The following is a 24902-nucleotide window of genomic DNA, read 5'->3' on the forward strand; positions in this document are numbered from 1 at the left end:
ATTTTTCTCCGGGACACAGGTTTACGCAGATGAGCAAGACTTCTCTCGATAAGAGCAAGATCAAGTTCCTTCTTCTCGAAGGCGTCCACCAATCGGCTGTCGACGTCCTCAAGTCGGCGGGCTACACCAGCATCGAGTACATCACCAGTTCTCTGCCGGAAGCCCAGCTCAAGGAAAAGATCGCCGATGCTCACTTCATCGGTATTCGCTCCCGTACCCAATTGACCGAAGAGATCTTCGACCACGCCAAGAAACTGGTGGCGGTCGGCTGCTTCTGCATCGGCACCAATCAGGTGGACCTCAATGCGGCGCGCGAGCGCGGTATCGCGGTGTTCAACGCGCCATACTCCAACACCCGTTCCGTGGCTGAACTGGTACTGGCCGAAGCGATCCTGCTGCTGCGCGGCATTCCCGAGAAGAACGCTTCCTGCCACCGTGGCGGCTGGATCAAGAGCGCGGCCAACTCCTTCGAAATCCGTGGCAAGAAGCTGGGTATCGTCGGTTACGGCTCGATCGGCACGCAGTTGTCGGTGTTGGCTGAAGGCCTTGGCATGCAGGTGTTTTTCTACGACACCGTGACCAAGCTGCCGCTGGGCAATGCCACCCAGGTCAACGACCTGCACGAGCTGCTGGGCATGTCCGACATCGTGACGCTGCACGTTCCGGAAACCGCCGCCACCCAGTGGATGATCGGCGAGAAGGAAATCCGTGCCATCAAGAAAGGCGGGATCCTGATCAACGCCGCTCGCGGCACCGTGGTCAAGCTCGACGCCCTGGCCGAAGCGATCAAGGACAAACACCTGATCGGCGCCGCCATCGACGTGTTCCCGGTGGAGCCACGCTCCAACGACGATATCTTTGAAAGCCCGTTGCGTGGTCTGGACAACGTGATCCTGACCCCGCACATCGGCGGTTCTACTGCCGAGGCCCAGGCCAACATTGGCCTGGAAGTGGCGGAAAAGCTGGTCAAGTACAGCGACAACGGTACTTCGGTATCGTCCGTGAACTTCCCGGAAGTGGCCCTGCCGGCTCACCCTGGCAAGCATCGCCTGCTGCACATCCACGAAAACATCCCGGGTGTGATGAGCGAGATCAACAAGGTCTTCGCGGAAAACGGTATTAACATTTCCGGTCAGTTCCTGCAGACCAACGAGAAAGTCGGTTACGTCGTGATCGACGTCGATGCCGAATACTCCGATCTGGCACAAGAGAAACTGCAGCACATCAACGGCACTATTCGTAGCCGGGTGTTGTTCTAAGAGCAGGGGTGAGTTGTTAGTTTCAAGCGGCAAGCTGATGTATGGCTTGCAATAAAAAACGGGAGCCCGGTCAGGGCTCCCGTTTTTTTATTGCCTGACACAGCATGAGTTCTTGTGGGAGCGGGCTTGCTCGCGAAGACGGTGTGTCAGTCGATATATCCCACGCTGATACACCGCCTTCGCGAGCAAGTCCGCTCCCAGAGGGCGGAGTGTTTATGGGTGCCGGGTTATTCCACGGTCACCGTGATTTTCTCGGATACGATCGATGGATCGAACGGTACATGGCCGTAGTCGCCCAGTATCAGTTGCAAGGTGTGTTTGCCCGGGGCCAGTTTGAGGGTGGTCTCGGTTTGTGCCATGCCAAAGTGCACGTGGTTGGCGTCGGTCGGAATTGCAACGCCTTCGGCAGGTAGTTTGTCCACATCAATCAGCAAATGGTGGTGCCCTGTGTTTTTTATCATCTCGCCCGCTTTGGCCAAGGCGATTCCTCCTGCGACGCCGAACTGGACTTTGAATTCCTGACTGACAACATCGCCATCCTTTGGGGAAACGAAGAAGACTTTCGCACCCTCGGGAGCAGGGGTTGCGGCTGTCGCCAGCATCGAAGCCCCCAGCAACAGGCTGGCCAAGGCGGCACGTGACATAAAGCTTTTCATTTTTTTCTCCAGTTTTTCATGAAATCCGCGAGATCATGACAACTTCATGACCATTCGTTGTCGAAGCCTGCAACAACCATAGCAAAGCGAGCCTGAAACGAGCGTCGCTTGTAACAATACAAAGGAGTGACCATGCGTTTTCTGCCTGGGCTGATCTGCCTGCTACCCCTCTTGAGCCCTCTGGCCCATGCCGAACTGATCGACGACGTCAACGACCGTGGCGAATTGCGCATCGCTCTGGAAGCCAACACCAGCCCTTTCAACTTCAAGGAGGACGGCAAGCTCACCGGCTTCGAAGTGGAGCTGGGTCAGATGCTGGCCGGTGAGCTGGATGTTCGCGCCGATTTTGTGGTCACCGATGCCGGGGATCTGCTGTCCGGCGTGGAAAGTGGCAAGTACGACGTTGCCATCAACCACATAGCAATGACCCCGGAACTGGCCGAACGTTTCGACACCAGTGCCGTTTACAGCCAGCCGGATGCGCAACTGTTGGCGCGCAAGGATGAGACACCGCGTCCCCTGGTCATGGCGCAGTCCTTTCAGCCGGAAGAAAAGAGCGAGCCGGCGCCGAGCCTGGTGATTCCGTTTCAGAAGGGCAACCCGGCGTTCAAGGCCAGCCTGGACAATGCCCTGGAGCGGATCAAGGACGACGGGCGATTGGAGCAGTTGTCGCAGAAATGGTTGGGTCGTAGGAGCTGACGAGTGCAACGAGGCTGCGATCTTTTCAAGGACACTTGAGTCTCAAGCGAAAGATCAAACGATCGCAGGTTTCGTCGGCGCCTCCAGAGTCGAGCGGGAGCAAGCTCCCTCGCCACAGGGTTCACCGCTCACCCTGTCCAAATAGTCCTGTCCTCAGGACTTACGCCAGACACTCGCCAGCCATGGCTGCTGCTCCCGCGGCAGCCCCGCCGGTCGGTAGTAATGCTCAAGCTCGACAAAACCTGCCTCGGTGAGCAGCGTGCGCCATGCCGCAAGGTCGTGATACGCGCCGAAGCGCTGGCCGTTCCAGCCTTCCTGGTTTTCGCCCCGCGGGTTGGAACTGAACAGCACGCCGCCGGGCTTGAGGGTGGCGTGCAATTGCTTGAGCACTCGAGGCAATTCCTGCACAGGAATATGAAACAGCACGGCGTTGGCGAAGATGCCATCGAAGCGTTCGCCTGGCAGGTCGAGGTTCAAGAAATCCTGTTGCCAGACTTCGCAGCCGCTGTCCTGGCGCGCCATTCGGGCAAACTCCTCCGAGCCGTCGAGGCCGACCGCGACATGCCCCCTGTCGGTGAATGTCCGCAAGTCCCGCCCGGGGCCGCAGCCGAAATCCAGAACGTGGAAGGGCGCCTGACCCTGGATATGCCGCAGCAACGCGTCGATGTTCTGGCTGACGTCATGATCGCGAGTGCCTTCGCGAAAGCTCTCGGCGACCGCGTTGTAATGGCCCAGGGTTGTGGTGGTGATGGTCTGCAGGTCGTCGGGGGTGTGTTTCATGGTCGCTGGCTTGGGTTGGGGAGCTTGGTCGAACTATACCGCAAGCAGCCTGGCCGCTTCCCTGCCAATCATGACCAGGCTCTCGCGCATCGGATTGCTCAAGAATTTTTGCCGCGTGGTTCGGCAGCCATGAGCGCCTCTTTCGCCGGGCTTTTCAGATACGAGTTAGCGCAACCGATCTTCAACGTTCGCGGCGGCGCCCAGTGGGAGTTGTTGCCCGCGCGGTCGAGGATGCAATAGGTCACTTCCAGGCGCAGGTCTTCCCCTGCCTCCAGGATGATCTGCGGCGGTACCCAGATGTTGATCGGCAGGCCAACCTCGCAAGGCTTGATGCGGGGCAGGTCCATGCGCACGTCGCCCCAGCGCAAGGTAATCGCATCGTCAGCGGCCATGTTCAGATAGGGCTCTATGGTCAGTGGTACGCCACGTTTGACCTGGCTCGGGTTCACGCCCTTACGGCGGATAGCATCAGGAATCCGCACTGGTGCCAGGCCCTGGTTTTCATCACCGCTCAGGGCCGACGGTTGGCCACCGGGGCAATCGAGCTTGACCTGGACCCGTTGCGATGCTGAGAGCGCCGGCCCGCGCCCCACTTGCATCACGCGATAATGGATGCGCGAGGTCCCATTGACGATGAAGCTCTCGGGGACCCGCAACGTAACGCTACTGTGCACGTCGGCCGGTGACAGCAGGCGGGAGCCGACGTAGCAATTGTCCCAGAACAGCTCGATCAGATCGCCCGCGTCCATGCCGGGATAAGGGGCAATCACCACTTGCAAGTGTGCCGCGCTGGTGATGTTGATGCTGTTACGCAGAGCGTTGGCCAGGATAGGCGCCGCCAGTTCAGGAATGTTCGACGTACATGTCATGGTGTTCTCCTTGATGCTTTAAAACGAAGTCCGTTTCGGGAAGATCGAAGGCGCTTAATCATCGCGACATATTTTTATTGCGCAGCATGGACCCTGTCTGCGGTTCACCGCGCAGAACTAAAATAGTTCGCGTCGCCTGTGGGTCACTAGATAAGGGTTCAGCAGTTTCAGTGTCAATAGAGGAACTTGCTTAATAATTGATTATATAGGGCTTCAGAAATGTCCTACGCGTTAAAGTTAAGAATGCGCGGCCTTGTGCACCTTTTTCCTCGGCTTCATTCGTTTGAACGGGGAGTGGTAGCAAGCCTGCTGATAGCTTGGCTCAAAGAAAAGTATTGCCAGAGATACGTATATATCGCAGGTCAACGGGGGCGGTGTGTTAACTCAATCGAGAGTTTCAGTTTGTTGCGTTGGGGAGTTAGTTGTTCTACTTCCATCCTTGGAAGTAGGGACAATATAAATAACTTACTGGTTGCCGTGTCCGGCCGAGAGGAACTTGCTGAGGAACTGTCGAGTGCGTTCCTCCCGGGGGGCTGCAAACAAGGCCTTGGCTTCGCCTTGTTCGACGATCACACCTTTGTCGAAAAACACCACGCGGTTCGCCACGTCCCGGGCGAAGCCCATTTCGTGAGTCACAATGACCATGGTGCGCTTTTCTTCGGCCAGGCCACGAATCGTCGCCAGCACCTCGCCCACCAGCTCCGGGTCCAGGGCCGAGGTCGGCTCGTCGAACAGAATCACCTCAGGCTCCATCGCCAGCGCCCTGGCAATCGCCACGCGCTGTTGCTGGCCACCGGAAAGACGCCGCGGGTAGGCGTCCTCCTTGCCTGCCAGCCCGACCTTGGCCAGCAGTTTACGGCCTAAAGCCTCAGCGTCGGCACGTGGGGTCTTCTTCACCACCAGGGGGCCTTCGATGACGTTCTCCAGCGCCGTGCGATGGGGGAACAGATTGAAGTTCTGGAACACAAAACCCACTTGTTGGCGCAAACGACGCACCAGGTTCTGCTGCTGGTTCAGCGGTCGACTGCCATCGATTTCGATGTCGCCGACCTTGATCCGGCCACTGCTGGGTTCTTCGAGGAAGTTCAGGCAGCGCAGGAAGGTGGTTTTGCCCGAACCGCTGGGGCCGATGATCGCCACCACTTCGCCTTCTTTGATCTCCAGGTCGATGCCATTGAGCACCACTTGACCCTTGAACTGCTTTGTCAGTTTTTCCACGACAATCATGGGTCAGGACTCCTGGTCATGCCGATTGACCCGGGCTTCCAGGACGTTCTGCAGGTGCGCCAGCACGCTGGCCAGAATCCAGTAGATCAGCGCGGCGGCAAGATACATGGTGAAGATTTCGAAAGTGCGGGCAGTGATCAACTGCGCCTGACGGAACAGCTCCGGCACCTGGATGGTCGCCGCCAGTGCGGTGTCTTTGACCAGGGAAATGAAGCTGTTGCCCAGAGGAGGCAAGGCCGTTCGCGCCGCTTGCGGCAGGATGGCCCGGCGCAGGGTCTGGGCGCGGGTCATGCCGATACTGGCCGCGGCTTCCCACTGGCCGCGCTCGATGGAGCTGATGGCCGCGCGCAGGATTTCACACGCATAGGCCGCCATGTTCAGCGAGAATCCGATCAGCGCCGCCGGCAACGGATCCAGCTCGACGCCCAGTTGGGGCAACCCGTAATAGATCACGAACAGCTGCACCAGCAGCGGCGTGCCGCGAAAGAACGACACGTAGATGCGAGCGATCCAGCTCACCAGCTTGAAGCGCGACAGGCGCATCAACGCCAGGCCGAAGCCCAGCAACAAGCCGAAGAACATGCCGCCCAAACTGAGGATGACCGTGTAATACGCGCCCTTGAGCAAGAAGGGCGCGGAGTCCAGCGCGAGTTGAAAAGCCTCTTCCATTATTGAGTGACGTCAGCGTTGAAGTATTTCTGCGAAATTTTCGCCAGGGTGCCGTCGGCCCGCAATTTGTCGATGGCCTTGTTGATTGCGTCCAGCAGCTCAGGCTCGCCTTTGCGCAGGGCGATACCGGCTTCCTGGCGGGAGAACGGCTCGCCCGCAACGGCGGTGTCCTTGGCCTTGGCGGTCAGCTCCAGAGCAGCCAGCCGATCTACCAGAATGGCGTCGATGCGGCCTACACGCAGGTCCTGGTATTTGGTCGGATCATCGTCGTAGGTGCGGATAATAGCCTTTGGCTGGTTTTCCTTGAGCCATTGCTCATAGTTGGTGCCCAAGCCAACGCCGACTTTCTTGCCGGCCAGGTCATCGGCGGTCTTGATGGCGTCTTTGTTCTTGGTCAGAACCAGCGCCTGGATACCGGAAACGGTGTAGGGCTGGGAGAAGTCATACTTCTTCTTGCGCTCCTCGGAGATGGTGACCTGGTTGATCACCGCGTCCAGGCGCTTGGATTCCAGCGCGGCGAGAATGCCGTCCCATTTGGTCGGCTGCAGTTTGACCTTCACGCCCAGCTCCTTGGCCAGGGCTTCGGAAAACTCCACTTCGAAACCGGCCAGCTTGCCATCGGCGTCCACGAAACTGAACGGTGGGTAAGTGCCTTCCAGACCGACGTTGATCACGCCCGCGTCCTTGATCTTTTGCAACTGCTCACCGGCGACTGCCTGCCCCAGCAGACCGGCGCTCAATGCCAGGCCCAGCGAACCCACCAACAGGTTGCGACGTAATGCGGAAAAATTCATGACAAGCCCCTGTGTTTTTTTATGGAGACGTTATTTCGGATGAGAGAAGGCGTCGCCGCGATTAAAAAGATTGCCCATCCTGCCTTAAAGCAGCCTGGGCGTCTCGCGGCAAATGCGCCTGTGGCGAGACTATAGGGTGGTGTTTATAGATTGGAAAATAATATTAAATCATTCAAATATTTGAGTATGGAATGAAAAAATCTCCTGTGGGAGCGAGCCTGCTCGCGATAACCAGTCAATATTGTTTTGACTGACACGCCGCTATCGCGAGCAGGCTCGCTCCCACATTGAGAACTTCACTACGCCTGGAGCGCCGCGTTATACGCAAACAACGCCGGTGCGCCGCCGGTATGCAGGAAGATGATCGGGCCCTCGTCGAAGCGATCGCGACCAATACCATCGAGCAGGCCGGCCATCGCCTTGCCGGTGTAGACCGGATCGAGCAACAGACCCTCCAGGCTCGCCAGCAATTTGACTGCCGCCAGTGTACCGGCATTGGGTTCGCCGTAACGTGGGGCGAAGTATTCGTCCCACAGGTTCACCTTGAAGGCCTCTGGAAACGATACATCAAGCAGTTGGGCGGTACGTTCGGCCAAGCCCTGGACCTTGGGGCGCTGGTCTTCTTCGCTGCGTGAGACCGTTATGCCAATCACGGGAAGTTGCGGCAGCCTTTCACTGAGTGCCAGCGTCAGACCGCTGTGAGTCCCGGCGCTGCCGGAGGCCAGCACCACGGCGGCGAAATTCAGGCCGGTGTCCTTGATTTGTTCGGCCAGTTCCAGCCCGGCGCGCACATACCCTAGCGCGCCCAGAGCATTTGAACCGCCAATCGGTACCAGATAGGGCTTCTTCCCATTGCTGCGCAGACGCGCGGCGAGGGCCTGCAATTGCTCGTCGGCGTTGTCCAGGTTTTCGACTAATTCGACCTTGGCGTCGAACAGCTCCAGTAGCAGCCGGTTGCCATTGCTCAGGTAGTTGCTGTCTTCGGTGCCGATGGGGTTTTCCAGCAGGGCCACACAGCCCAGGCCCAGCTTTGCCGCCAGCGCGGCAGTCTGGCGCACATGGTTGGACTGGATCGCACCGGCGGTGATGAGGGTGTCGGCACCTTGAGCCAGGGCATCGGCGGCCAGGTATTCCAGTTTGCGCAGCTTGTTGCCACCCAAAGCCAGCGGGGTCAGGTCGTCGCGCTTGATATAGATGTCGCGACCGAGCCAGGAGGAAAGACGGTCGAGTTTTTCCAGGGGAGTTGGATGGCCGAGCAGGTCAAGACGGTTAAAGCGCGCTAGCTGTTGTTTGATCATGGGTCCGTACTGATTGCAGGAGATGCCTGGACTATAGGCACGCCGATATTGATGGGCAACCGGCAATCGTTTTGTTTGGACGTAAACCGGCAGGGTGGGACTCCCGGATTGCTGGACAATGAAGATCCTGTGGGAGCGGGCTTGCTCGCGAAGGCGGACTTCCAATCTACATTGATGTGAATGTTACGGCCCCTTCGCGAGCAATCCCGCTCCCACAGGGGGCATGTTTCCTAGGACATATATTTAGACACTGAACGAATGCTCTCCAGGTAGCGTCATAGCCTCCCAGACTAGTGTAGGAAAAGTACCGGCCAGACCTGGGATTAGTCCTTAGCTACCTATTCATGTTTAACTTGAACGTTCATTCAAGTTAAACCGTCGGTTTGCTGCCCGCTCACAACAGGAGGCTTGCCTTTGCCGAGTCCGTTCGCAATTTTCACGATTTCGCTTTCCGGGGACCCTCGCTCATGAGTGCCTCGTCCCTTCCACCCAGCGGCTTGGTCCGCATGAATCCGCCGGTTTTTTACTTTGCCGCGACCTTCATTCTGCTGTTCGGCCTGGTGGTCATTGCTGTGCCGGAGCAGGCCGGTGCCTGGCTGCTGGCGGCGCAGAACTGGGCGGCCAATACGGTCGGCTGGTATTACATGTTGGCGATGACCCTGTATCTGGTCTTCGTGGTGGTCACCGCCTTGTCCGGCTACGGCAAGATCAAGCTCGGTGCCGACCACGACGAGCCCGAATTCAGTTACCTGTCCTGGGCCGGCATGCTGTTCGCTGCCGGTATCAGCATCACCCTGTTTTTTTTCTGTGTCTCCGAACCGCTGACCCATCTGGTTCAGCCACCGCAAGGCGAGGCTGGTACCGCAGATGCCGCGCGCCAGGCCATGCAGATCCTGTTTCTGCACTGGGGCCTGCACGGCTGGGGCGTGTTTGCTTTCGTCGGCATGGCCCTGGCGTACTTTGCCTACCGGCACAATTTGCCGTTGGCCCTGCGTTCAGCGCTGTACCCGCTGATCGGTAAACGTATTAACGGCCCCATCGGCTACGCGGTGGACGGTTTCGGCATCATCGCGACCGTGTTCGGCCTCGGCGCGGACATGGGGTTTGGCGTGCTGCATCTCAATTCCGGGCTCGATTATCTGTTCGGCATCGCCCACACCCAGTGGATTCAGGTCGGCCTGATCGTACTGATGATGGGCGCGGCAATCATTGTGGCGGTGGCCGGTGTCGATAAAGGCGTGCGGGTCATGTCCGACATCAACATGCTGCTGGCCTGCGCGTTGCTGCTGTTCGTGCTGTTTGCCGGGCCTACCCAGCATTTGCTCAACACGTTGATCCAGAACATCGGCGATTATCTCGGCGCCCTGCCGATGAAGAGTTTTGACGTGTACGCCTACAACGAGCCCAGCGACTGGCTGGGCGGCTGGACGGTGTTCTACTGGGCCTGGTGGATCGCGTGGTCGCCGTTCGTGGGGTTGTTCATTGCGCGCATCTCCCGTGGGCGCACTATCCGCGAGTTCGTGTTTGGCGTGTTGCTGATTCCCCTTGGCTTCACCCTGGCGTGGATGTCGATCTTCGGTAACAGCGCCATTGACCAAGTGTTGAACCACGGCATGAGTGCTTTGGGTATGTCCGCCCTGGAAAACCCCTCGATGAGCCTTTATTTGCTGCTGGAAACCTATCCATGGAGCAAGACCGTCATCGCGGTGACCGTGTTTATCAGTTTTGTGTTCTTTGTTACGTCAGCCGACTCCGGCACTGTGGTGCTTTCGACGTTGTCGGCCAAGGGCGGCAGCCCTGATGAAGACGGGCCCAAATGGCTGCGGGTGTTCTGGGGGGCGATGACCGCCCTGGTGACCAGTGCATTGCTGTTCTCCGGCAGCATCGATGCCTTGAAGTCGGCAGTGGTGCTGACGTCTTTGCCGTTCTCGCTGATTCTGCTGTTGATGATGTGGGGCCTGCACAAGGCGTTTTACCTCGAGTCCCAGAAGCAGATTGCGCAGTTGCATTCGCTGGCACCGGTGTCGGCTTCTCGACGAGGTACGGGCGGCTGGCGACAGCGCTTGAGTCAGGCGGTGCATTTCCCGTCCCGCGACGAGGTGTACCGTTTTCTCGACACCACGGTACGCCCGGCCATCGAGGAGGTGAAAGCGGTGTTCGCCGAGAAAGGTCTGACCGTGGTGACCCAGCCTGACCCGGCCAACGACAGCGTCAGCCTGGAGATCGGCCACGGCGAGCAGCATCCGTTCATCTACCAGGTGCAGATGCGCGGCTACTTCACGCCGTCCTTCGCCCGCGGCGGCATGGGTTCCAAGGAGCTCAACAACCGCCGTTACTACCGTGCTGAAGTGCACCTGAGTGAAGGCAGTCAGGATTACGATCTGGTGGGCTACACCAAGGAACAGGTCATCAACGACATCCTCGACCAATACGAGCGGCATATGCAGTTCCTGCATCTGGTGCGCTGATCGGGCGAAACCTCAGACCAGGCCGCCGTTGGCACGCAGGATTTGCCCGTTCACCCAGCCGGCGGCCGGGCTGACCAGGAAGGATATGATGCTGGCGATGTCCTCCGACTGGCCGAGGCGTTCCAGGGGTGGCATTTTAGCGAAGTTCTGGATCTGTTCTTCGCTCTTGCCATGCAGGAACAGTTCGGTAGCGACCGGGCCGGGCGCCACGGCGTTGACTGTGATCTGGCGGCCGCGCAGTTCCTTGGCGAACACCTGCGTCAGTGATTCGACGGCGGCCTTGCTGGCGATGTACACCGAATAGCCGGGCAGGTTCAGGCCAACGGTGCTGCTGGAAAAATTCACGATCCGGCCACCGTCGCTCAGACGGGTTGCGGCTTCGCGCAGGGTGTTGAAGGTGCCGCGAGTGTTGATGGCGAACGTCTGGTCGAACAGCTCGTCACTGTGCTGGGCCAAGGGCATCACTTGGAGGGTGCCAGCGTTATTGATCAGCACATCCACCTTGCCCAGTTGCGCTTCGGTCTCGTCGAACATCCGGCGGACGTCGACGGCAGAGGACACATCTGCCTTGATCGCTATGGCCTGGTGACCGGCCTGGCGCAATTGCACCACCAGCTTCGAGGCCTCGGCGGCGCTGTTGGCGAAGTTAATGGCGACGGCATAACCATCGCGGGCCAGTTGCTTGGCGATTTCGGCGCCGATGCCGCGGGAGGCGCCGGTTACGATGGCAACTTTGGTGGTTTGCGGGGGCATGACAGGGCTCCTTTTGAAGTGGATGAAGCCAGATTCACATGTTTACTGTCGATGATAAATGCCCGGCGGCTGCCTTGACTGTTCAGTAATCACAAACAATACGCGGGCAGGAAGACGTCTCTTCCATGGGCCGAGGTGTCGCCCACCTGCGGTAGTTCACCTGCACCGGCAAACCCGCTCCCACGCCGGACAGGCGAACTTTTGGCCTGACGGATGCGTCTGTGAGGTGTTAGCTTGCCCCATGTACCAGCCACCCGAACAGAGAGCCTTTCGATGACCTACACCGCTGCCGAAAACCGCTACGAGTCCATTCCTTACCGCCGTGTCGGTCGCAGCGGGCTGGTGCTGCCGGCGCTGTCGTTAGGGTTGTGGCACAACTTCGGCGACAGCACGCCGATCGACACGCAGCGTTCGCTGCTGCGTACGGCGTTTGACCTGGGTATCAATCACTTCGACCTGGCCAACAACTACGGCCCGCCCTACGGCAGCGCCGAGATCAATTTTGGCCGCTTGCTGCGCGAAGACTTCAAGCAGTACCGCGATGAGTTGATCATCTCCAGCAAGGCCGGCTGGGACATGTGGCCCGGTCCTTACGGCCAGGGAGGTGGTTCGCGCAAGTACGTGTTGGCCAGCCTGGACCAGAGCCTGCAACGCCTGGGCCTGGACTATGTGGATATCTTCTATTCCCACCGCTTCGACCCCGACACCCCGTTGGAAGAAACCGCCAGCGCGCTGGCCACGGCCGTGCAGCAGGGCAAGGCGTTGTACATCGGCATCTCTTCGTATTCCGGTGTGAAGACCCGGGAAATGGCTGCGCTACTCAAAGAGTGGAAGGTCCCACTGCTGATCCATCAACCGGCTTACAACCTGCTCAATCGCTGGGTGGAAAAGGACCTGCTGGACGCCACCGATGAACTGGGCACGGGTGTGATTGCCTTTACGCCCTTGGCCCAGGGCCTGCTGACCGACAAGTACCTCAAGGGCATTCCGGCCGATGCGCGGGTCAATCGCCCGGGTGGTGGTTCGTTGCAGGCTTCGCACCTGTCGCAGGAGAACATCGCCCATGTGCGCGCCCTCAATGAAATTGCCCAGCGTCGCGGGCAAAGCCTGGCGCAAATGGCCCTGGCCTGGACCCTGCGCGACGCACGGGTAACCTCTGCGCTGATCGGCGCCAGTCGGCCGGAGCAGATTATCGAGAACGTCGGGGCGTTGAAGAACCTGAGTTTCAGCGCTGAAGAACTGGCGCAGATCGATCGGTTTGCCCAGGAGGGCGGGATCAATCTGTGGGAGAAACCTTCGTCGGCGGAGTAGTTACTTTTGCCAAACAGCCGATCCGCCAAAAATGGCCGGCTGTACACAAAACCCTGTGGGAGGAGCTTGCTCCCTCCCACAGGTGTTCGCTCGCTAGTTACTGATTGCCAGGATGCTCGCCTGGTACGCCCCTACAAACACATCGAAATCCCCCACTTCGTTCTGCTCAAGCTCAGCTTGCTGAGCCAGGGATTGACGAGCGTTTTCTTCGAATGCGCTCTGCTCCTGGGTAGGCAACGGCTTGGCACGGAAGAATTCGGCGTGGGCCTTGCTCTGGCGCAGGGAGAACTGGGCGAAACTTTCCTGGTGTTGTGCCATGGCTGCCAGCACTTGGGCGGAGGGGGTCAGTGACGGGTCCCGCACCTTCGCCAATTGCGCGTCCAATGCCTGGCGATGGGCGTCGCCCCCCTGGCTCTCGTCGAGCAGCGAGGCCAATGGTGCGATCTTCTCCAGAAGCTCAATGGCCCAGGCTTGCATGTCCACCGATTGCCCTTGGCGTTGCAATTGCAAACCTGGCCGCCGGCCTTCCTTGACCACAGTCAGGAAGTTGTTCGTCGCATTGCTGCACTCGTTGTTTTCCAGGAGCGGACTGTCGTTCAGGCCGCAATACAGCAGGAACGCATCGAGGAACCGCGATTCGGTGAGGTCGATGCCCATCGGCAGGAACGGGTTGATGTCCAGGCAACGGACTTCGACGTACTGGATGCCCCGGGCCATCAACGCCTGAATCGGGCGCTCGCCGGTATAGGTCACGCGTTTTGGGCGGATGTTGGAGTAGTACTCGTTTTCGATCTGCAAAATATTGGTGTTGAGCTGCACCCACTCACCATTCTTATGCGTGCCGACTTCGACGTAGGGCGCGTACGGTGTCGCCACCGCCTTGCGCAGGCTGTCGGTGTAGCTTGCCAGGTCGTTGTAGCAGGGGGTCAGGCCGGCCTGGGCGTTGCTTTGGTAACCCAGGTCGCTCATGCGCAGGCTGGTGGCATACGGCAGGTACAAGGTGTCCGGATCCAATTGTTCCAACTGGTGCGGACGGCCGCGCAGAAAGCCGGCATCCAGAGCCGGCGAGGCACCGAACAAGTACATCAGCAACCAGCTGTAGCGACGGAAATTACGGATCAGCGCGATGTAGGCCGATGACTGGAAATCACGATCGCTCGCTTCAACGGCTTCGGCCTGACGCAGCAGCGGCCAAAGTTTTTCCGGCAGGGAAAAGTTGTAGTGGATCCCGGCGATGCATTGCATGGTCTTGCCATAGCGCAGCGCCAGACCCTGGCGGTAGACGTACTTGAGCCGACCGATGTTCGAGGTGCCGTAATACGCGATCGGAATGTCTTCCTCTGCTGGCAGCGGGCACGGCATCGAAGGACTCCACAGGTACTCGTTGCCGAGTTTGCTGTAGGCAAACCGGTGGATCTTGTCGAGGCTGTGCAAGGTATCGGCCACGTCAGCCTGGGCCGGGGTGATGAACTCCAGCAGCGACTCGGAATAGTCGGTGGTGATCTGTTCGTTGGTCAGCGCCGAGCCCAGGGCCTCGGGGTGCGGGGTCTGCGCCAGATGCCCTGTGTCCGTGACGCGCAGGCATTCACGTTCGATGCCGTGCAGGCACTGCTCGAGCAGGGAGAGGTTGGCGCGCTCGCCGAGCAGAGCCAGGCGGCGGTTTAAAAGGTCGCTCAAGTTGAATTCCTTCACGCGTCAGTCGCCCCAATATGGGGGTGGTCACGACGGTCTACAAGGGTGAAGTTAAAACTGGCGTTTTCGCCTGGTTTTTGTGCTGCCAAGGACTGAGCGCCGCAATCCCCTGTGGGAGCGGGCTTGCTCGCGAAGGCGGTATGTCAGTCGGCATTGGAGTCGCCTGATACACCGCTTTCGCGAGCAAGCCCGCTCCCACAAGGAGTTCCGACACCGCATTCGCAGCGCCGAAATTAACCCAAATCGATGACAGGGAGCTATAGGACTGCGAACGTGCCTTGTGCTTTTGCGACCAGTTTGTCGCCTTGCATCACTTCGGCCTCAACCACCAGCGTGCGCCGACCCGGGTGAATGACCCGGGCCGTGCAGAGCACCGCACCGTCGGAGACGGCGCGAATGTAGTTGATCTTGCATTCGATGGTCGCACTCTGCTGGTCAAAGCCGTGGACGCTGGAGCAGGCCAGGCCCATGGCGATGTCCACCAGGCTGAACAACGCGCCGCCATGCAGTTTGCCGCCGCGGTTGCGCAACGGTGGCTCAAGGCTCAGGGCGACTTGCGCCACCCCGTCACCCAGGCTGTGCAGACGGCAGCCGAGCAGCTTGAAAAACGCGCTTTCCACCAACCCGGCTGGCGCATCCATCAGCGTTTCTTCAACTGTTTGGCATTGGCGAACAGCGAGGCCATGGCGTTGTTGGCCGGGGCCTGCGTGGCGGTTTCCTTGCGCGGTGTGGTGTTCTGCGATTGACGCGGTGTCGAGCCCGGACGAGCGCCGCGGGCACCGTCGACTTTCTCGCCCGGCGTATCACTCATGCGCATCGACAGACCGACGCGTTTGCGCGGGATGTCGACTTCCATGACCTTCACTTTCACCACATCACCGGCCTTTACCGCTTCGCGCGGGTCCTTGATGAACTTCTCCGACAGCGCGGAGATGTGCACCAGACCATCCTGATGCACGCCGATGTCGACGAAGGCACCGAAGTTGGTGACGTTGGTCACCACGCCTTCGAGGATCATGCCCGGTTGCAGGTCCTTGAGGTCTTCGACGCCGTCCTGGAACTCGGCAGTCTTGAACTCGGGACGCGGGTCACGGCCGGGTTTCTCCAGTTCCTGAAGAATGTCGGTCACGGTGGGCAGGCCGAAGGTTTCGTCGGTGAATTTTTTCGGGTCCAGGCGTTTGAGAAACGCAGCATCACCGATCAGCGAGCGGATGTCGCGGTCGGTCTGGGCGGCGATGCGTTGCACCAGTGGGTAGGCCTCAGGGTGGACAGCCGACGAATCCAGCGGGTTGTCGCCGTTCATGACGCGCAGGAAGCCGGCGGCCTGTTCGAAGGTTTTTTCACCCAGGCGCGGGACTTTCTTCAATGCGGCGCGGGTCTTGAACGCACCATGTTCGTCGCGGTGAGTGACAATGTTCTGCGCCAGCGTGGCATTGAGACCCGAGATACGCGCCAACAGCGCTACCGAAGCGGTGTTCACGTCCACGCCCACGGCGTTCACGCAATCCTCCACCACAGCATCCAGGCCTCGGGCCAGTTTCAACTGGGAAACGTCGTGCTGGTACTGGCCGACACCGATGGATTTCGGATCGATCTTTACCAGTTCCGCCAGCGGGTCCTGCAGGCGGCGAGCAATGGACACCGCGCCACGAATCGACACGTCCAGGTCCGGGAATTCCTTGGAGGCCAGTTCCGACGCCGAATAAACCGAAGCGCCGGCCTCGGACACCATGACCTTGGTCATCTTCATGGCCGGGTACTTCTTGATCAGTTCGGCGGCCAGTTTGTCGGTCTCCCGGCTGGCGGTGCCGTTGCCAATGGCGATCAGGTCCACCGAATGCTTGGCGCATAGCGCGGCGAGCACGGCGAGGGTCTGGTCCCACTTGTTATGCGGCACATGGGGGTAGACCGTGGCATGGTCCAGCAGCTTGCCGGTGGAGTCCACCACGGCCACTTTGCAACCGGTACGCAGGCCCGGGTCCAGGCCCAGGGTGGCGCGCGGCCCGGCCGGTGCGGCCAGCAGCAGGTCGTGCAGGTTGTGAGCGAAGACGTTGATCGCCTCGGTCTCGGCGTTGTCGCGCAGTTCGCCCAGCAGATCGGTCTCCAGGTGGGTGTAGAGCTTGACCTTCCAGGTCCAGCGCACCACTTCGGCCAGCCATTTGTCGGCGGCGCGGTTCTGGTTCTGGATGCCGAACTGCTGGCCAATCATGCCTTCGCAGGGGTGCATGGTGCCGGGCAACTCATCGCCCACCTTCAGCGCGGAGCTGAGAATGCCTTCGTTGCGGCCGCGGAAAATTGCCAGGGCGCGGTGGGACGGCATGCTCTTGAGCGGTTCGTCGTGTTCGAAGTAGTCGCGGAACTTGGCGCCTTCCTCTTCCTTGCCGGCGATCACGCGGGCGCTGAGGGTGGCTTCCTGCTTGAGGTAATTGCGCAGTTTTTCCAGCAGGTTGGCGTCTTCGGCGAAGCGTTCCATCAGGATGTACTTGGCACCTTCGAGCGCCGCTTTCACGTCCGCCACACCTTTTTCGGCATCGACGAAACGCGCGGCTTCGGTTTCCGGGGCCAGGGTCGGGTCGTTGAACAGACCGTCGGCCAGCTCGCCGAGGCCGGCCTCCAGGGCAATCTGGCCCTTGGTGCGGCGTTTTTGCTTGTAGGGCAGGTACAAGTCTTCGAGACGGGTCTTGGTGTCGGCCAGCTTGATGTCACGCTCAAGTTGCGGGGTCAGCTTGCCCTGTTCCTGAATGCTGGCCAGGATGCTGACGCGCCGCTCGTCGAGTTCTCGCAAGTAGCGCAGGCGTTCTTCCAGATGACGCAGTTGGGTGTCATCGAGGCTGCCGGTCACTTCTTTTCGGTAACGGGCGATAAAGGGCACCGTGGAGCCTTCATCCAGTAGCGCGACGGCCGCTTCGACCTGTTGTGGGCGTACGCCGAGTTCCTCGGCGATGCGGCTGTTGATGCTGTCCATAAAACCACCTGAAAAATTGTGAAATCAGACCCGCCACCGCAGAAGCCGGGCTCGGCGAGACTGGTTGAGCGGCCTGGCGTGCGCCGCTGCCTGGGTCAAGAGGCTGCCTGTTGACCCGCGAAATTCAGAAAGTGCTGCCGGGCAAGGGAAAAAAACGATACGTCGGGATCACGATCCGACATTCCCTGGCACAAAAGGCCGCGCATTATAACCAGCGTTCCGTTCTTAGGGGGCTCCGTGGTCTGTAGGCTTGATACCCGGATTGGTGGAGATAGAGGAAAAATCTGCTAACAATGCACACGGTGCGTATAACGGCAGCTAGGCCATAATGCGCGCCGAGATCAAAGGAGCTTCCTATGAGCAGCACTGCACAAACTGCTGAAGGCGAAAAAATTCTTATTGTTGACGACGATCCGGGGCTGAGCAGCCTGCTGGAGCGCTTTTTCGTCAGCAAGGGCTACCGCGCCCGCACCGTACCGAACACCGAGCAAATGGATCGGCTGCTGGCCCGTGAGGTCTTCAACCTGGTGGTCCTCGACCTGATGCTGCCAGGTGAAGACGGTTTGACGGCCTGCCGTCGCCTGCGTGGCGCCAACAACCAGATCCCGATCATCATGCTTACCGCCAAGGGCGATGAGCTGAGCCGTATCAAGGGGCTGGAACTGGGTGCTGACGATTACCTGGCCAAGCCGTTCAACCCGGACGAGCTGATGGCTCGGGTCAAGGCGGTGTTGCGTCGTCAGTCGGCTCCGGTGCCTGGCGCCCCGGGCAGCGAAGATGAAAGCGTGACCTTCGGCGACTATGAACTGTCCCTGGCCACTCGCGAGCTCAAGCGCGGCGATGAAATACACATGCTCACCACCGGTGAGTTCGCCGTGCTCAAGGCCCTGGTGATGAACGCCCGTCAGCCGCTGACCCGCGACAAGCTGATGAACCTGGCCCGTGGCCGTGAATGGGATGCGCTGGAGCGATCCATCGACGTGCAGATTTCCCGTCTGCGCCGGATGATCGAGCCTGATCCTTCCAAGCCGCGATATATCCAGACTGTCTGGGGCGTGGGTTATGTGTTCGTGCCGGATGGTGCCGCCAGCAAGTGATCGGTGATTTGTAGGAGCGGGTGGCCTGGCGGATTGAATTTCTTCCTGCAGGCGACTCGCGGTCCGTTATTGTGCGAGCATCGCTCGCTCCTGCAAGTGTGTAGCGGCTATTCATGAAAACCCCCGTTTGGTTCCCCCAGAGCTTCTTCTCCCGCACCCTCTGGCTGGTGCTGATTGTCGTGCTCTTTTCCAAGGCACTGACGCTCGTCTACTTGCTGATGAACGAAGATGTGCTGGTGGACCGGCAGTACAGCCACGGTGTTGCCTTGACCCTTCGAGCCTATTGGGCTGCCGATGAAGCCAACCGGGAAAAGATTGCCGAAGCGGCGACCCTGATCCGGGTGGTTGGCGCCGGCGTGCCGGAAGGCGAACAACACTGGCCTTACAGCGAAATCTATCAACGGCAGATGCAGGACGAACTCGGCGCCGATACCGAAGTGCGATTACGTATGCACTCGCCTCCGGCGCTGTGGGTACGTGCGCCGAGCCTGGGGGATGGCTGGTTGAAGGTACCGTTGTACCCCCACCCGTTGCGCGGCCAGAAAATCTGGAACGTGCTTGGCTGGTTCCTGGCCATCGGCCTGTTGTCGACCGCTTCGGCGTGGATCTTCGTCAGCCAGCTCAATCAGCCGCTCAAGCGCCTGGTCTATGCGGCCCGACAGTTGGGCCAGGGCCGTAGCGTGCGGTTGCCCATCAGCGACACGCCCAGCGAAATGACCGAGGTGTACCGCGCTTTCAACCAGATGGCCGAGGACGTCGAGCAGGCCGGACGCGAGCGTGAACTGATGCTTGCGGGCGTCTCCCACGACCTGCGCACACCGTTGACCCGTTTACGGCTGTCGCTGGAGTTGATGGGCGAGCATACCGACCTGACCGATGAAATGGTCCGCGATATCGAAGACATGGACGCGATTCTCGATCAGTTCCTCGCGTTCATTCGCGACGGTCGGGACGAGTCCGTGGAAGAAGTCGATCTCAGCGAGTTGGTACGGGAAGTGGCCGCGCCCTATAACCAGAACTGCGAAAAAGTGCACCTGCGCCTGGAGCCGATCCAGCCGTTCCCGCTGCGCCGGGTGTCGATGAAGCGATTGCTGAACAACCTGATCGGCAATGCCCTGAACCACGCCGGCACGGGCGTCGAAGTGGCGGCCTATGTTTCCGGTGATACCAGCGCACCTTATGTGGTGCTCAGCGTCATGGACCGTGGTGCCGGGATCGATCCGTCGGAACTGGAAGCCATTTTCAACCCCTTCACCCGGGGCGACCGTGCCCGGGGCGGAAAAGGCACGGGATTGGGCCTGGCCATTGTCAAGCGCATCGCTTCAATGCACGGCGGTAATGTCGAATTGCGCAACCGCGCCGGGGGTGGTCTGGAAGCGCGGGTGAGGTTGCCGTTGGGGCTGTTGTTGCCCAGGGATGCGGTATAGGGACACACCCGTTTGCTCAAGAACTGATGTGGGAGCGAGCCTGCTCGCGATAGCGATGGATCAGCAGCATTGATGTTGAGTGACACACCGCCATCGCGAGCAGGCTCGCTCCCACATATCACCTAACCCTTGCCCTTGGTCCGGGTCATGTTCGGCCCGCCATTCTTTTCCAGATGCTCGATGATCATCCCCGCCACGTTCTTGCTCGTGGTGGTTTCGATCCCTTCCAGACCTGGCGAGGAGTTGACCTCCATTACCAGTGGCCCGTGATTGGAGCGCAGGATGTCTACGCCCGCCACGGCAAGGCCCATGACTTTAGCGGCGCGCAGGGCCGTCATGCGCTCTTGCGGCGTGATCTTGATCAGGCTGGCGCTGCCGCCGCGATGCAGGTTGGAGCGAAATTCCCCGGGCTTGGCCTGGCGCTTCATCGAAGCGATCACCTTGTCGCCGACCACGAAGCAGCGAATGTCCGCGCCGCCGGCTTCCTTGATGTATTCCTGGACCATGATGTTCTGCTTCAGTCCCATGAACGCTTCGATCACCGACTCGGCGGCCGTCGCGGTTTCACATAGCACTACGCCAATACCCTGGGTGCCTTCTAGCACCTTGATGACCAGTGGTGCGCCGTTGACCATGGCGATCAGATCGGGAATGTCGTCGGGAGAGTGGGCAAAACCGGTCACCGGCAAGCCGATCCCACGGCGCGACAACAATTGCAGCGAGCGCAACTTGTCCCGGGAGCGGGCGATGGCCACGGACTCGTTGAGGGGAAACACGCCCATCATTTCGAACTGGCGCAACACGGCACAACCATAGAACGTTACCGATGCACCGATGCGCGGGATCACCGCATCGAACCCTTCCAGCGGTTTTCCACGGTAGTGGATCTGCGGCTTGTGGCTGGCAATGTTCATGTAGGCGCGCAGGGTATCGATCACCACCATTTCATGGCCACGTTCGGTCCCGGCTTCAACCAGGCGACGAGTGGAATACAGACGCGGATTACGCGACAGCACAGCGATCTTCATGCAACACCTGTGGCAGAGGTAGTGGACACCGGGAACACCGGCTTGTCTTGAACATATTTGATGCCCGGATTGACCACCAACTGGCCGTCGATCAAGGCTTTGGAACCCAATAACAGGCGATATCGCATGGACTTGCGGCAGGCAAGCGTGAACTCGACTCGCCAGATCCGATCCCCCAGTGCCAGCGTCGTGCTGATCACGTAGCGAACCTGAGCGTGGCCGTTGGAGCTTTTTATCGTTTTGCGCGCCACCAATGGAGCTTCGCAGCGACGATGGCGCAACTGCACCACCGTTCCCAGATGCGCGGTGAAGCGCACCCATTTTTCACCGTCACGCTCGAACGGCTCGATGTCGGTGGCGTGCAGGCTGGAGGTGCTGGCGCCGGTGTCGATTTTTGCCCGCAGGCCCGCGACACCCAGGTCCGGGAGCGCCACCCACTCGCGCAGACCGACAACGGTCAGATGGTCAAAAGTCTTCAATAAAAAAACCTGCGATCAGTACATCGGATCGTGGAGCCCGCGAATTGCGGTATTCACGCAGAATAATCACAAAATGGCGACAGTTATCTACACACCTGTTTGCGCTCGTGACCGACAGCGGCGCGCATCGAGCCGCCAGTCGGTTCGGCCGACATTCTATCCGTCGGACCGAATTCGTGCGCCCGACAAAAACGGTAGTACAGTTCTGACTATTGGCTGAAAGAGGAATTGCAGTGGCACAAAAAAAGGAAGAAGACGACAAGGTCCGTCTCGATAAATGGTTGTGGGCAGCGCGATTCTATAAAACCCGTGCCCTGGCCAAGACCGCCATCGAAAGCGGCAAGGTCCATCACCGGGGTGAACGCTGCAAACCGGGCAAGGAGCCTCGCATCGGCGACGAATATGTCATTCGCGCCGGATTCGACGAAAAAACCGTGGTGGTCCAAGCCCTGTCGATCGTGCGCCGCGGCGCGCCTGAAGCCCAGACGCTGTATTGCGAAACCGAAGCCAGCATTGCCAAGCGTGAAGCCGCAGCCGCCCAACGCAAGGCCGGCGCCCTGGGGGTCAGCACCGATGGCAAGCCCAGCAAGAAGCAGCGGCGGGACCTGTTCAGGTTTCATGGTAGCAACAGCGAATAAAAGATCGGCCATTGGGGCCCGGAGTGCCTGTGGCTCAGATGAGCAGTCAGCCCATCGTCAGACAAAGCCTTGCGTTGCTTGGAACCCACCCGGAATGTCCATAAAATGCCCGCCATCCTTTGTCATCACCTCAGATACCAGACCCTATGACTGATTTGCCGGATACCGACTACACCCAACGCTTCATCTTCGATGACAGCGACACTCGTGGCGAGCTGGTGGCGTTGGAGCGTAGCTACGCCGAAGTGCTTGCCAAGCATCCCTATCCGGAACCGGTCGCCCAACTGCTCGGTGAACTGATGGCGGCTGCGGCGCTGCTGGTCGGCACCTTGAAGTTCGATGGCTTGCTGATTCTCCAGGCCCGTTCCGAAGGCCCGGTGCCGTTGTTGATGATCGAATGCTCCAGCGAACGCGAGATCCGTGGCCTGGCCCGTTATCACGCTGAGCAGATCGCCCCCGACGCGAGCCTGGCCGACATGATGCCCGATGGCGTGCTGGCCCTGACGGTCGACCCAACCCACGGCAAGCGCTACCAAGGCATTGTCGATCTCGATGGCACGTCCCTGGCTGAATGCTTCACCAACTACTTCGTCATGTCGCAACAGACCAACACTCGCTTCTGGCTATACGCCGACGGGCGGCGCGCCCGTGGTTTGCTGCTGCAGCAATTGCCCGCCGACCGCCTTCGCGACCCGGAAGAACGTGACGCCAGTTGGCAGCACATCACCGCTCTGGCCAGCACCCTGAGCGCCGATGAGCTGCTGAGCCTGGACAACGAAACCGTGCTGCATCGCCTCTACCACGAAGAGCAGGTGCGCCTGTTCGACGGTCAGCCGTTGCGCTTCCAATGCAGCTGCTCTCGTGAACGTTCCGGCAATGCGCTGGTCAGTCTGGGTCTGGAAGATGCGCAGCAATTGGTGATCGAACATGGTGGCGCCATCGAGATCGATTGCCAGTTTTGCAACGAGCGCTACCTGTTCGACGCTGCGGACATCGCCCAATTGTTCGCCGGTGCGGGTGTCGACACACCGTCAGATACTCGTCACTAAAACGGTTCAGCGCAGGTAAATCTCCTGGCAAACGCCGGATTTACGCCGTACTGACGGGAGGGCCCTACTTTTTTTGGGCTTTTCTGGCATAATCCGGCCCACTTTTTTCGGGTAGTAGTGCGCGACTTCCTACTACAAAACGTTTGGAGCACTCGGCCACAGGCCGACGGGGAATCTCATGACGCAAGCCAATAACGCCGTGTACACCGATCTGAGTGTCGATGATCTGGTCAAAGAAGCCCTCAGTCGCGGTGAAGGCGAGCTTGCCGATACTGGCGCGCTGGTTGTTCGCACCGGTCATCGTACCGGTCGTTCACCGGTTGACCGTTTCATCGTTGAAGAGCCGACCACCCAGGACGCCATCGCCTGGGGCCCGATCAACCGCAAGTTCCCGGCCGACAAGTTCGACGCCCTGTGGGACCGCGTAGCAGCCTATCTGGGCGAGCGTGAGCGTTTTGTCTCCCATGTTCATGTAGGTTCCGATCCTGCGCACTACCTGCCGGTCAAGATGACCACCGAGACTGCCTGGCATAACCTGTTCGGCCGCTGCCTGTTCATCAACCCCGAGCAGTACAACGCCGGTGGCAAGGATGAATGGCAGATCCTCAACGCGCCGAACTTCGTCTGCGAGCCTGAGCGCGACGGCACCAATTCCGACGGCACCGTGATCATCAACTTCGCGGCCAGGAAAGTGCTTATCGCTGGCATGCGTTACGCCGGTGAAATGAAGAAAGCACTGTTCTCCGTCCAGAACTTCCTGCTGCCAGCGGTTGACGTATTGCCGATGCACTGCGCCGCCAACATGGGCGAAGAGGGCGATGTGACCCTGTTCTTCGGCCTGTCGGGCACGGGTAAAACGACTCTGTCCGCCGATGAAAGCCGTTACCTGATCGGTGATGACGAGCACGGCTGGGGCGTTGGCGTGGTCTTCAACATTGAAGGCGGTTGCTATGCCAAGTGCATCGACCTGTCCGAGAAGAACGAGCCGGTTATCTGGAAAGCCATCCAGCACGGCGCCGTACTGGAAAACGTCGTCCTGGATCCGGTCACCAAGAAAGCCGATTACGCCGACGACAGCCTGACCCAGAACAGCCGCGCCGCGTACCCGCGTGAACTGATCGAAAAACGCGCACCGAAAAACCTCGGTGGCGAGCCAAACGCAGTGATCTTCCTGACTTGCGACCTGACCGGCGTACTGCCGCCGGTGTCGATCCTCAGTGAAGAACAAGCGGCCTACCACTTCCTGTCCGGCTACACCGCACTGGTGGGCTCGACTGAAATGGGTTCGGGCAGCGGCATCAAGTCGACGTTCTCCACCTGCTTCGGCGCTCCATTCTTCCCACGTCCTGCCGGTGAATACGCTGAGCTGCTGATCAAGCGTATTCGTGGCTTCGGCTCCAAGGTCTACCTGGTCAACACCGGCTGGACCGGCGGTGGCTACGGCGTCGGCAAGCGCTTCAACATCCCGACCACCCGTGCGGTGATCGCGGCCATCCAGAGCGGCGCGCTGATCGGTGCTGAAACCGAGCACCTGGACATCATCAACCTGGACGTGCCGCTGGCTGTTCCGGGCGTTGAGACTGGTCTGTTGAACCCACGCAACACCTGGACCGACAAGGCTGCGTACGACGAAGCGGCCAAAGCTTTGGCTGGCTTGTTCATCGAGAACTTCAAGAAGTTTGAAGTGAGCGACGCGATCAAGGCGGCTGGACCGCAGTTGTAAGGATTGGTTAGCGAATGAAAA

The 24902-nt window shown here is 59.7% G+C and carries 22 protein-coding genes; 9 read left to right on the forward strand and 13 right to left on the reverse strand.

Annotated elements, in window-relative coordinates; translation table 11 throughout:
- Positions 1-29 precede the first annotated feature (29 nt).
- On the forward strand, positions 30-1259 hold the full coding sequence (gene serA / locus BMY45_RS23175) for a phosphoglycerate dehydrogenase (protein ID WP_047226823.1): 1230 nt from the start codon (positions 30-32) through the stop codon (positions 1257-1259).
- Between the two features lie 227 nt (positions 1260-1486).
- On the opposite strand, the gene BMY45_RS23180 is transcribed toward serA, so the two are convergent.
- Complete coding sequence (locus tag BMY45_RS23180) at positions 1487-1915, reverse strand: DUF4399 domain-containing protein (RefSeq protein WP_092402023.1); 429 nt, start codon at positions 1913-1915, stop codon at positions 1487-1489.
- Positions 1916-2047: 132 nt separating this feature from the next.
- Between BMY45_RS23180 and BMY45_RS23185 the strand changes: the two genes are divergently transcribed.
- Complete coding sequence (locus BMY45_RS23185) at positions 2048-2614, forward strand: transporter substrate-binding domain-containing protein (protein ID WP_092402026.1); 567 nt, start codon at positions 2048-2050, stop codon at positions 2612-2614.
- Between the two features lie 153 nt (positions 2615-2767).
- Here the strand turns inward: BMY45_RS23185 and BMY45_RS23190 are convergent, their stop codons facing one another.
- From BMY45_RS23190 to BMY45_RS23215, 6 genes are all read right to left on the reverse strand, one after another.
- Positions 2768-3394, reverse strand: coding sequence for a class I SAM-dependent methyltransferase (locus BMY45_RS23190; RefSeq protein WP_092402029.1), 627 nt, complete (start codon positions 3392-3394; stop codon positions 2768-2770).
- Positions 3395-3492: 98 nt separating this feature from the next.
- A complete protein-coding gene (locus BMY45_RS23195) occupies positions 3493-4263 on the reverse strand; it encodes a hypothetical protein (protein WP_092402032.1) in 771 nt (256 codons plus the stop codon).
- A 465-nt stretch (positions 4264-4728) separates the two neighbouring features.
- Positions 4729-5490, reverse strand: coding sequence for an L-cystine ABC transporter ATP-binding protein TcyN (tcyN, locus tag BMY45_RS23200; protein WP_092402035.1), 762 nt, complete (start codon positions 5488-5490; stop codon positions 4729-4731).
- A 3-nt stretch (positions 5491-5493) separates the two neighbouring features.
- Positions 5494-6159 carry a cystine ABC transporter permease gene (gene tcyL, locus BMY45_RS23205; protein ID WP_092402038.1) on the reverse strand — a complete coding sequence of 222 codons (666 nt, stop codon included), beginning with the start codon at positions 6157-6159 and terminating at the stop codon, positions 5494-5496.
- Complete coding sequence (tcyJ, locus tag BMY45_RS23210) at positions 6159-6953, reverse strand: cystine ABC transporter substrate-binding protein (RefSeq protein WP_047226834.1); 795 nt, start codon at positions 6951-6953, stop codon at positions 6159-6161. The genes tcyL and tcyJ overlap by 1 nt, the downstream gene beginning before the upstream one ends.
- 299 nt (positions 6954-7252) lie before the next feature.
- Positions 7253-8251 carry a D-cysteine desulfhydrase gene (locus BMY45_RS23215; protein WP_092402041.1) on the reverse strand — a complete coding sequence of 333 codons (999 nt, stop codon included), beginning with the start codon at positions 8249-8251 and terminating at the stop codon, positions 7253-7255.
- A gap of 506 nt (positions 8252-8757) precedes the next feature.
- Here BMY45_RS23215 and betT point away from each other — a divergent pair.
- Positions 8758-10719 (forward strand): choline transporter BetT, encoded by a 1962-nt coding sequence (betT, locus tag BMY45_RS23220; RefSeq protein ID WP_177193383.1) that lies wholly within the window; start codon positions 8758-8760, stop codon positions 10717-10719.
- 12 nt (positions 10720-10731) lie between these two features.
- On the opposite strand, the gene BMY45_RS23225 is transcribed toward betT, so the two are convergent.
- Positions 10732-11472 carry an SDR family oxidoreductase gene (locus tag BMY45_RS23225; protein WP_092402047.1) on the reverse strand — a complete coding sequence of 247 codons (741 nt, stop codon included), beginning with the start codon at positions 11470-11472 and terminating at the stop codon, positions 10732-10734.
- Between the two features lie 273 nt (positions 11473-11745).
- On the opposite strand from BMY45_RS23225, the gene mgrA reads away from it, so the two are divergent.
- Positions 11746-12783 carry an L-glyceraldehyde 3-phosphate reductase gene (gene mgrA, locus BMY45_RS23230; RefSeq protein WP_047226838.1) on the forward strand — a complete coding sequence of 346 codons (1038 nt, stop codon included), beginning with the start codon at positions 11746-11748 and terminating at the stop codon, positions 12781-12783.
- 93 nt (positions 12784-12876) lie between these two features.
- Here the strand turns inward: mgrA and gshA are convergent, their stop codons facing one another.
- The 3 genes from gshA to BMY45_RS23245 form a co-directional block, all read right to left on the reverse strand.
- Entirely contained in the window at positions 12877-14460 is a 1584-nt protein-coding gene (gene gshA, locus BMY45_RS23235; protein ID WP_092402050.1) for a glutamate--cysteine ligase, read from the reverse strand.
- 272 nt (positions 14461-14732) lie between these two features.
- A complete protein-coding gene (locus BMY45_RS23240) occupies positions 14733-15116 on the reverse strand; it encodes a PaaI family thioesterase (protein WP_092402053.1) in 384 nt (127 codons plus the stop codon).
- Positions 15116-17440, reverse strand: coding sequence for a Tex family protein (locus BMY45_RS23245; protein ID WP_092402056.1), 2325 nt, complete (start codon positions 17438-17440; stop codon positions 15116-15118). The genes BMY45_RS23240 and BMY45_RS23245 overlap by 1 nt, the downstream gene beginning before the upstream one ends.
- 356 nt (positions 17441-17796) lie before the next feature.
- On the opposite strand from BMY45_RS23245, the gene ompR reads away from it, so the two are divergent.
- Both ompR and BMY45_RS23255 read left to right on the forward strand, forming a co-directional pair.
- A complete protein-coding gene (gene ompR, locus BMY45_RS23250; protein ID WP_025211284.1) occupies positions 17797-18537 on the forward strand; it encodes an osmolarity response regulator transcription factor OmpR in 741 nt (246 codons plus the stop codon).
- Between the two features lie 113 nt (positions 18538-18650).
- Positions 18651-19964, forward strand: coding sequence for an ATP-binding protein (locus BMY45_RS23255; protein ID WP_047226842.1), 1314 nt, complete (start codon positions 18651-18653; stop codon positions 19962-19964).
- A 122-nt stretch (positions 19965-20086) separates the two neighbouring features.
- Here the strand turns inward: BMY45_RS23255 and rimK are convergent, their stop codons facing one another.
- On the reverse strand, positions 20087-20992 hold the full coding sequence (rimK, locus tag BMY45_RS23260) for a 30S ribosomal protein S6--L-glutamate ligase (RefSeq protein WP_092402059.1): 906 nt from the start codon (positions 20990-20992) through the stop codon (positions 20087-20089).
- Entirely contained in the window at positions 20989-21453 is a 465-nt protein-coding gene (locus BMY45_RS23265) for a retropepsin-like aspartic endopeptidase RimB (protein WP_171061301.1), read from the reverse strand. Before BMY45_RS23265 ends, rimK begins: the two co-directional genes overlap by 4 nt.
- A gap of 251 nt (positions 21454-21704) precedes the next feature.
- Here BMY45_RS23265 and BMY45_RS23270 point away from each other — a divergent pair, with 251 nt between their 5' ends.
- The 3 genes from BMY45_RS23270 to BMY45_RS23285 all read left to right on the forward strand — a co-directional run bounded on the left by BMY45_RS23270 (position 21705) and on the right by BMY45_RS23285 (position 24881).
- Positions 21705-22109, forward strand: a complete 405-nt coding sequence (locus BMY45_RS23270) for an RNA-binding S4 domain-containing protein (protein ID WP_092402062.1) — start codon at positions 21705-21707, stop codon at positions 22107-22109.
- Between the two features lie 146 nt (positions 22110-22255).
- On the forward strand, positions 22256-23158 hold the full coding sequence (gene hslO, locus BMY45_RS23275; RefSeq protein ID WP_092402065.1) for an Hsp33 family molecular chaperone HslO: 903 nt from the start codon (positions 22256-22258) through the stop codon (positions 23156-23158).
- A 178-nt stretch (positions 23159-23336) separates the two neighbouring features.
- Positions 23337-24881 (forward strand): phosphoenolpyruvate carboxykinase, encoded by a 1545-nt coding sequence (locus BMY45_RS23285; protein ID WP_047226846.1) that lies wholly within the window; start codon positions 23337-23339, stop codon positions 24879-24881.
- The last annotated feature ends 21 nt before the right edge of the window (positions 24882-24902 follow it).

The organism is Pseudomonas sp. NFACC39-1 (assembly GCF_900110355.1).
GTDB classification, from domain to species: Bacteria; Pseudomonadota; Gammaproteobacteria; order Pseudomonadales; family Pseudomonadaceae; genus Aquipseudomonas; species Aquipseudomonas tehranensis.